This window comes from Phenylobacterium sp., assembly GCF_030693805.1.
Taxonomy (GTDB): domain Bacteria; phylum Pseudomonadota; class Alphaproteobacteria; order Caulobacterales; family Caulobacteraceae; genus Phenylobacterium.
Window position 1 is genome coordinate 1 of the sequence record NZ_JAUXZW010000266.1, and the last position, 8,225, is coordinate 8,225.

The following is an 8,225-nucleotide window of genomic DNA, read 5'->3' on the forward strand; positions in this document are numbered from 1 at the left end:
CGTCGAGCGCGCCAGGGGCGAGCCGGGGATGATGGCGATCGGGGCCAATCAGGTGATCCCGCCCGCGCCAGGCGAACCGGTGCGCACAAGGTTCGGCCTGTTCTCCGATGAAGTCATTCCCTCGATGCGCAAGCTGGTGGATGCGGTGCACCAGTACGACACCAAATTCGGCATTCAGCTATGGAACGGCGGCGGCTCGGAAGGCACTGGGGGCGGGACCTTGTTGTCGCCGTCCGGCCTGCCGTCGAACGTGCGCGTGGTGCAGGGCGACAAGACCGGCCGCTACCGGAGCCAACCCAATCGGGCGCTGGAAGCCGACGAGATCCCGGGGATCATCCAGTATTACGCCGACGCCGCCGTGCGGGTCGCCGAGTGCGGCTTCGATTTCGTCGAGATCCACGCGGGCCACGGCTATCTGATCTCCAACTTCATGACGCCGCTGTTCAACCGCCGGACGGATGAATGGGGCGGCTCCTTCGAGAACCGCACCCGATTCATCCTGGGCATCGTGGCGGCGGTGAAGAAGGCGGTCGGTCACCGCATCGGCGTCGGCCTGAAATACAACGGCGACGACTTCCTGGGCGAAGAGGGCTGGACGCTGGCCGACAGCTGCCGGCTTGCGCCGCTGGCCGAGGCCGCGGGCGCCGACTACATCACCGTCACCGCAGGGCTGGTGGGCTCGCCGAAGCTGACCATCCCGCCGATGTACGAGCCGCAGGGCTGCTACGCCTTCCTGGCGGAAGCCGTGAAGCCGACCGTGAGCATCCCGGTGGGCACCATCGGGCGGATCAAGGATCCGATCATGGCCCGCGACCTGGTGGTCGAGGGCAAGGCCGACTTCGTCTGCATGGGCCGCCCGTCGATCGCCGACAGCGACATTTTCGGCAAGACCAAGCGCGGCGAGTTGGACGAGATCCGTCCCTGCCTGGCCGACTGCCGCGGCTGCGCCGACGAGCATGTGGTGCGCGGGCGCGCGGCGAGCTGCGTGGTCAACCCGCGCATGGGCCGCGAGCTGGACCTGATCGACATCGAAGGAACCGCCAAGGACAACCCCAAGCGGGTGCTGGTGGTCGGCGGCGGACTGGCCGGCATGGAGGCGGCCAGACGCAGCGCCTTCTCCGGCCACAAGGTCACGCTCTGCGAGAGCCGCGCGGCGCTGGGCGGCCAGTTGGTGTTCGCCCGGATGATCCCGGGCCGCACCGAGATCGGCGACGTGCTGCCCTGGTATGGCCGTCAGCTCGCCAAGCTGGGGGTCGAGGTGCGGCTGAACACCACCGTGGACGAGGCGCTGATGAAGGAGTTGGCGCCGGAGGTGGTGTTCGTCGCCACCGGCAGTTCTCCTGAGGTGCCGCAGAACCTGATGAGCATCGTCATGAAGGCCGCCAACATCGAGATCATGATGCTGGACGACCTGCTGGAGCAGCAGCTTCCGGTGGGCCAGAACATCCTGGTGATCGGCGGCGACCAGAACGGCATGCTGGCCGCCGACTACCTGTCGGAGGGCGGTCGTACCGTCACCGTGGCCGAGGCGCATGACCACTTTGGCGAGAAGCTGGCGGCGCACGACCGCTGGTACCTGCTGAACCGCCAGAACGCCAAGAAGGTGCGACGGGTGAAGAACGTCCACGACATCGAGGTTGGCGGCAACGACGATGTCTGGCTGGTCACCGACGCCGGCCGCGAGATGTTGCCGGACGTGGACACCATCGTGTTCGCCAGCGACCGCCGCTCCAACCGCGGCGTGGGAGAGCTGGCCGAGGCGGTCGGCGCCGAGACGATCTTCGTCGGCGACGCCAAGGACGTCACCGCCTCCGAGATCGCCGGAACCATCTTCGCCAACATCGCCGGAGCCTACGACGCGGCCAGGCGGATCTAGGCCGAGGCGGAAGCCTAGGTTCTGTTGACGAAGTGCCGGACCCACAGACGGGTTGAGGCGACGAGGACGAAGCAGATGTAGCTGTCGGCGGTCTTGTCGTATCGAGTGGCCAGTCTGCTGTGCTTGAGCTTTGAGGAGCATCGCTCGACCAGATTTCGCAGGGCGTAGAGGTGGCCGTCGATGGTGGGCTGGACCTTGCGGTTGCGTTTGGGCGGGATGACAGCGGCGATCCCTCGCGCCTCCAGGTCGGCGATCCGTGCCCCCTTCATGTGGAGAGTCGAAGGGAATTAACAAATATCGAGAGCGCGTAATGTATTCTCGTAGCGGAAATCTTGAAATCCGATAGTAAATACGGAACAATTATTTGCCAAGGCCCGGTTCGGTTTGGGATGACAGAGCCCGTCCAATCGCTTGCCACGTATCGCGCGCAGGGCTTCGACGGCACTCCTATGAACGCCCAGATGCCTGAGATGAACGGCCTTGATGCCGCCCGCGTGGTCCGCACCCTGGACGCTGACGGGAAATCGCCGCCGACGCCAATCATTGTGCTGACAGCAAATGTGACAAGCCATCAGACGCAGCAGACGCCACGCCATTCCGCGAGGCGCGCGCGCCAAGTCGGCAGCAACTGCAACTGGTCTAGGTCAGCACTAGGTCCGTCCAATCCGGCATAAGGGGGACGAAGTGGCCTTCCTCTGAGATCGAGAGGATAGCGATCGTGTTGCGCTCGGCGCGACGCCACCAGGAGCGCTTCGGCGGCGGTCAGTCGACCACCAGCTTGCCGATCCGATCAGCCTCGTCCGGTGCGTTGGGTTCGATGGTCGACGGCGGCCGCTTGCGCCAGGGTCATCCAGTCGCGGGCCAGGCGTTCGAACCTCAGCATTAGATCGTAGCTGAACGAGAGGTCAGCCATCCTCAGGGCTTCGTCGGCGCGCGTTCGGTAATCCTCAGCTGGGTGCTGTCAGTCCAACGAGAACTTGTCTCCAGTTTGCGCGGTGGGGGCAGGGGCGTCGCGGCTTAGGTCGCGAGGGTTTGCACTCGGCCAGGGCGGCCGAGCGTCGCTCTCGATAGATCTCCCGGCTGACGAGGTTGCGCTCCTGGTTGAAGTGGTTGTGGAAGGCGGCGTGGGTTGAGACGAACTGTTGCAGCGTCTTCATCCGCCTGAAGCGGAGCATGACCCGCTCTCGTCGTCGGAACGGCTGATGCGAATTCTCAGCCCGGTTGTTGGCCCATCGCCCGACCTCCTGGCGATCGGCGACGTTGAGCTCCTTCATGGCAGCCTTGTAGGATCGCAAGCCGTCGGTCGTGATAGCCTTTGCGCAGCCATGTCGCTTCATGAGCTTCTTCATGAATTTCAGTGCTGCGGCCTTGTCACGCGTCTTGGTGACGAAGGACTCCAGCACTTCGCCCTCGTGATCGACGGCCCGCCAGAGATAGCGCATCTCACCCTGTACGCGGACGTAGACCTCGTCGAGATGCCATCGCCAGTGCGTGTGCTGGCGCATCGCATGAACGCGTCGTTTGCGGATCTTCGCGGCAAACATCGGTCCTAGCCGGTTCACCCATTTCCTCACCGTCTCGTGGCAGACGTCGATGCCGCGCTCGAAAGCGAGGTCCTCCACATTCCGCAGCGACAGCGGGTAGCGGACGTAGAGCATCACCACGAGCTGGATCACCGCAGGCGAGGAGTCAAACCAGCGAAAGGGGTTCTCGGACTTAGCCATAAGCCTGCCCGTAGGGTGCATTGCTGGCTCCGGCAAGTTTGCGCTGACAGAGCCCTCGACACCCTTGAACAGCACAGTCTTGGGGCCAGCCACCGTGCAGGTGATCGTTGGATCTTTGGTGAAGGTGAGCACCGTTCCAGGTTTCAGACCAAGTCGCTCGAGGCTGAGCCGCTCGGTTTTAGCCCTCTCCGTCGCCTCGATGGCGTCGCGCTGCTCTGGTGAGATGTCCTGTTCAGCGTCCGACAGCGGCTGCTCCTGAATGGCCACGAGCTCGATGATCGCCTTCACCAAATCCGGGTCGGCGGTGAAGAACTCCCGGTTCAGGCGCGTGCGCTTTTCGCCGAAGACGAAGTGCAGTGTGCGCTCAAGTCTGGCGCAGTCGGGAACGCGGGCGGCGAAGTAGCACTCGAAGGGCAGGGGGCGTGGAGGTGTTGTCGAGCTGCCGGATCCGGTCCGTCACCTCGTCACGCTGCGTCAGACCGATCTTGATGTAGCCGGGCATGGCGGCGTTGGTGAGTACGTAAACGAAGCCTTCGGTCATGCCGCCGACCGTGCGGCATGGTTCAGTCCAGCAGCCGCCCGGGACCCAAGCCCAGCGCGATGGCGATCTTCTCCAGTACGGTGACGGTCGGATTGCGCACGCCGCGCTCGACGCCGGAGATGTAGGTCCGATGCAGTTCGGCTTGATGCGCCAACTCTTCCTGCGACCAGCCTTTTTCCTGGCGCGCGAGCTTCACGTTCATGCCGACGCGCCGACGGATCTCCATCGGCGAAAGGAGCGATCATGCAGCCAATGAGGCTACAGCCGATGAGTATCATCTGAATACGAAGTCCGATCCGGTCGCGCATGTCGGTCCACTTTGGGCGAGACTCTTAAACTACATGCGGAAGTCGCGATGTGCATCGCGAATGTGCTGGACTGCTGCGCGGCCGCGAGCATTTGTCATCCTACTTCAGGGCCTCCGCTGAGGGGGTTTGAGACGCCAGCCGGCGGAGCCGCGTCTCCGCTGGCCTTCGGCTCGTGGGAGCGGCTGGCGCTCCCGCGGAGAAGATCCCATGACCAAAAACTCAGCGCGCTTGGCGGATGAACCGCGCCCTGATGGCGACCGACCCACCGGCGGCAAACTTGGATTGATTATCGCGCTGCTTCGCCGCCCTGAGGGCGCAGACCTGTCCGCCATGATGACGGCGACGGGCTGGCAGCAGCATTCGGTGCGGGGGGCATTGGCGGGCGCCTTGAAGAAAGCCCGAGGACTGAACATCGTCTCCGAGAAAGGCGAGGGGCCGAGGATCTACCGCATCGTTGATCCAACGGCGGATGTCACGTCGGAGCCCGAACCAGCGAAGCGCGCCACCCGTCGCCGCGCTGCAGGCGTCGCCTCGGTTGCTGCAGAGGTTGACCATGGTTGATCACACGCTAGCGCGGGACGCCACGGCGCTGCTGTCCGTCGCCATCGCCGAGATCTTCTCTGGAGTGAAGCCGGTGATCATCGCCGGGCTTTGCGACAGTGACTACGCCGGGCAGACCCAGGAGATCGAGAGGATCGGGGGCGACATCGCCATCCTAGGCGCCGCGATAGGGGTGTTGGCGCGCCGCTCCGGACCCACGGTGCAGCGATGAGCTCAACCTCCGAACGTCAGTTGGAGCTGGTGCGGTCGCTGTCCCGCATGGGGCTTGTCGAGCTGCGCGCGGTCTGGGCGGAGCGTTACGGCGATCCACCCCCGCTGAGATCGGTGGATCTTCTGCGCCGTATGCTGGCCTGGAAGATCCAGTTGGCCGCCATGGGCGGCGCGGACGGGCAGCTGCAGCGCGCGCTTCGTCAATCGGAGCCCACCCGGCCCGCGCTGCAATCGGGGACCAAGGCGGCCCGAGAATGGCGCGGCGTGCGCCACGAGATCGAGGTGGTGGAAAAGGGCGTGCTCTACGAGGGCCGGGTCTACGAGAGCCTGTCGGCCGTTGCGCGCCAGATCACCGGCGTGCGCTGGAACGGACCGCGGTTCTTCGGCCTGCGGCAGGCGGCCTGATGGGCCAGCGTCCAGACAAGCTCCGCTGCGCGATCTACACGCGCAAGAGCTCTGAAGAAGGGCTTGAGCAGGGGTTCAACAGCCTCCACGCCCAGCGCGAAGCCTGCGAGGCCTACATCAGCTCGCAGGTCGGCGAGGGGTGGACCCTGGTCCGCGGTGAATACGACGACGGCGGCTTCTCGGGGGGCAACATCGAGCGGCCCGCCTTGCGCCGGCTGCTTGATGACGTGGAGCGCGGCCTGGTTGATACGGTGGTGGTCTACAAGGTCGATCGGCTTACGCGCTCGCTGAGCGACTTCGCCAAGATCGTCGACGTGCTGGACCGTGCCGGGTGCGCCTTCGTCTCGATCACCCAAGCCTTCAACACCACCACCTCGATGGGTCGATTGACGCTCAATGTGCTGCTGTCGTTTGCGCAGTTCGAGCGAGAGGTCACCGGCGAGCGGATCCGCGATAAGATCGCTCAGTCCAAGGCCAAGGGGCTCTGGATGGGCGGTGTTCTGCCGCTGGGCTACGACGCCAAAGACCACGTCCTCATCGTCAATCCGGCTGAAGCCGAGATCGTGCGGATGATCTTCCGCCGCTATCTCGAACTTCGTTCGGTCTACGCCCTGGCCACCGAACTCCGCGCCCAGGGCGTCCGATCCAAGGCCTGGACGACGCGCGCCGGAAAGCAGGTTGGCGGGGCGGTGTTCGAGCGAGGAGCCCTCTACTACCTCCTGCAGAACCGCCATTATCGCGGTGAGATCATGCACAAGGACCAGGCTCACCCGGGACTACATCCCGCGATCGTCGACGAAGAGCTGTTCGCGGCGGTGCAGGCGCAGATCGCGGAAAACCGAACGGACCGGAGCACGCGCGCCGATGCCAAGGGCGGGACGCTGCGCGGGCTAATCTTCGACGCTAGCGGCTCGCCATACACGCCAACGTTCAGCCGCGGGCGCGGCGGTCGAACCTATCGCTACTACCTTCGATCAGTCGGGGCTTCAGGCACGCCGATTAGGATCGCTGCTGAGCCACTAGAGAGCTTCGTGCTGGCTGAGGTCGGTCGCATCGCCGATCGCCCTGTCCCTGAGCGCGATCTGGCCCCTTGGCTGCACAGGGTCGAGGTCAGGCCCGAAGGGGTGCACATCGTGCTGTCGGTGCGTCGGCTATTTGGGCGCGATCATCCTGAGCTGGCGGTGGATGCGCTGCAGGCGCGCCTCAGTGCTGGTGAGCGCGCCGTTCTGGATCCCGACGGCGAGGGCGTAAGGGTCAGCTTGCCGATGCAATTGAGGTTTAGGGGTGGGCGCACTTGGCTCTCGAAGGGGGAGGCGGCGCGTCATGCATCCAAACCCAACGTGGCGTTGATCCGAGGCTTGCGCGAGGCTCATCGGGTTTTGGAACGGCTTCATGCGGGGCCGTTTGGCCGGAGCACTCAGCTGACGATCGCGCCGACGACGACCTACGAAACGCGTCTCCTACGCCTGGCCTACCTCGCGCCGGATATCCAGCATGACATCCTAGCTGGACGGGTGTCGGCCGGCGTCACCCTGAAACAGATGCTAGACGGTGATGTTCCTCTAGACTGGCCAGCTCAGCGGAGATGGCTGCAAAGTCTGTGACCGGTTCGCTTTGTCGCCTCGCGCGTTGGGATGAATGCAGTAGGCGCTGGGCTTGGCGGCTAGCGAAACGATCATCGCGCAAATAGAGGATGTCGCAGCGCAGGCCGAGGACTGGGCATTCCAAATACCAACGTCCTTTTGCGCGTTCGGACTGAACGAGACGGATCACCCGTACGGGGCCCGCCGCCTCGCCATGCCATTCGCCCACTCGCTTCTGGACCCACAATCGCGCGGCTAGCGGGTCCCGGAAGTCGGCGTGCATGAACCACAGAGTGTTTTCTGTGTCAGGGCCCGGGTAGCGCAGAGCGCGCTCCCAACTCCCGGGCTCCCCCTTCCACAATCGAGTGAGCGCGCGCGCGTCCAGGGAGCCGAATTGCTCGGCGAGCGCGATCGGCGCTTGCGAGATTTGTCGCTTGGAATCTCCTTCGGCAACTTCTCCTTGGCTCACAGCGTGGGCGAGGATGGTGTAAACCGATGATGGGGAAACGTACCGATAGCCGCCTAGTCGTTGCCGGCCGATCGCGGCCGCCATGGTCATTTCGGCCGCTTCGGGTATCCGCCGCTCCGCGTTCACCAGTGCATGCTCGTAGGGTCGACGAGGTCTATGCTGAGCAATCAGCTCCTGAACCTCGGGCGGCAGGTCCTCGAGTGCGCAACTCTCAAGTAGGGCTTCGATGATCCGCTGCTTACGCGCGCCGGACGCTGGCCTGATGGTGTCTAATCCCAAGAGCCTCGCGACGAGACGCTTCACGTTTGCGGATCGCCGATCGTCTCTGCCGCTGTTCGAACCGTAGGGACGCCCGATCCGAAATCCCGAGATCAAATTCTCACCAATTAGGTAGATATGCGAGAAACGGTGTTCACCTCCCGGGTGGTGCACAAAATAAGCTCGCTTCCCGAACTTAAGTTCTCTAAATGCGATTTTCAACACATCCGGAGTCGCGCCAATATTATGCGTTGGTCTAGCGGAAAGAAGACTTTGCTCAATGGAATAGC

Annotated in this window: 10 protein-coding genes and 2 pseudogenes; 5 read left to right on the plus strand and 7 right to left on the minus strand. The window is 64.1% G+C overall.

Annotated elements, in window-relative coordinates:
* Positions 1–1,876: FAD-dependent oxidoreductase (locus tag Q8M88_RS10220; protein WP_305597028.1), on the plus strand; the 1,876-nt coding region annotated here is incomplete at its 5' end.
* Positions 1,877–1,890: 14 nt separating this feature from the next.
* On the opposite strand, the gene Q8M88_RS10225 is transcribed toward Q8M88_RS10220, so the two are convergent.
* From Q8M88_RS10225 to Q8M88_RS10245, 6 genes and pseudogenes are all read right to left on the minus strand, one after another.
* Positions 1,891–2,145: a hypothetical protein gene (locus Q8M88_RS10225; RefSeq protein ID WP_305597030.1), complete on the minus strand. Its 255-nt coding sequence runs from the start codon at positions 2,143–2,145 to the stop codon at positions 1,891–1,893.
* 521 nt (positions 2,146–2,666) lie between these two features.
* Positions 2,667–2,789, minus strand: coding sequence for a hypothetical protein (locus Q8M88_RS10230; RefSeq protein WP_305597032.1), 123 nt, complete (start codon positions 2,787–2,789; stop codon positions 2,667–2,669).
* A 124-nt stretch (positions 2,790–2,913) separates the two neighbouring features.
* A pseudogene (locus tag Q8M88_RS17710) lies at positions 2,914–3,600 on the minus strand (IS6 family transposase); the annotation flags it as partial.
* Positions 3,601–3,924: 324 nt separating this feature from the next.
* Positions 3,925–3,969, minus strand: a pseudogene (locus Q8M88_RS17715) (hypothetical protein); the annotation flags it as partial.
* Positions 3,965–4,141, minus strand: a complete 177-nt coding sequence (locus Q8M88_RS10240; RefSeq protein WP_305597036.1) for a GIY-YIG nuclease family protein — start codon at positions 4,139–4,141, stop codon at positions 3,965–3,967. The pseudogene Q8M88_RS17715 and the gene Q8M88_RS10240, both read right to left, overlap by 5 nt.
* Before the next feature lie 22 nt (positions 4,142–4,163).
* The gene (locus tag Q8M88_RS10245) at positions 4,164–4,343 is read right to left on the minus strand and encodes a helix-turn-helix domain-containing protein (protein ID WP_305597038.1); all 180 of its coding nucleotides are present in this window, start codon (positions 4,341–4,343) and stop codon (positions 4,164–4,166) included.
* 313 nt (positions 4,344–4,656) lie between these two features.
* Here Q8M88_RS10245 and Q8M88_RS10250 point away from each other — a divergent pair, with 313 nt between their 5' ends.
* From Q8M88_RS10250 to Q8M88_RS10265, 4 genes are read left to right on the plus strand one after another with little or no spacing between them, the layout of a single operon-like run.
* Positions 4,657–5,010, plus strand: coding sequence for a DUF3489 domain-containing protein (locus Q8M88_RS10250; protein WP_305597040.1), 354 nt, complete (start codon positions 4,657–4,659; stop codon positions 5,008–5,010).
* A complete protein-coding gene (locus Q8M88_RS10255; protein WP_305597042.1) occupies positions 5,003–5,221 on the plus strand; it encodes a hypothetical protein in 219 nt (72 codons plus the stop codon). The genes Q8M88_RS10250 and Q8M88_RS10255 overlap by 8 nt, the downstream gene beginning before the upstream one ends.
* Complete coding sequence (locus Q8M88_RS10260) at positions 5,218–5,625, plus strand: DUF2924 domain-containing protein (RefSeq protein WP_305597044.1); 408 nt, start codon at positions 5,218–5,220, stop codon at positions 5,623–5,625. Before Q8M88_RS10255 ends, Q8M88_RS10260 begins: the two co-directional genes overlap by 4 nt.
* The gene (locus tag Q8M88_RS10265) at positions 5,625–7,229 is read left to right on the plus strand and encodes a recombinase family protein (protein WP_305597046.1); all 1,605 of its coding nucleotides are present in this window, start codon (positions 5,625–5,627) and stop codon (positions 7,227–7,229) included. The genes Q8M88_RS10260 and Q8M88_RS10265 overlap by 1 nt, the downstream gene beginning before the upstream one ends.
* Here the strand turns inward: Q8M88_RS10265 and Q8M88_RS10270 are convergent.
* On the minus strand, positions 7,153–8,225 hold a 1,073-nt coding region (locus tag Q8M88_RS10270; RefSeq protein ID WP_305597048.1), incomplete at its 5' end, for a hypothetical protein. The genes Q8M88_RS10265 and Q8M88_RS10270 overlap by 77 nt on opposite strands.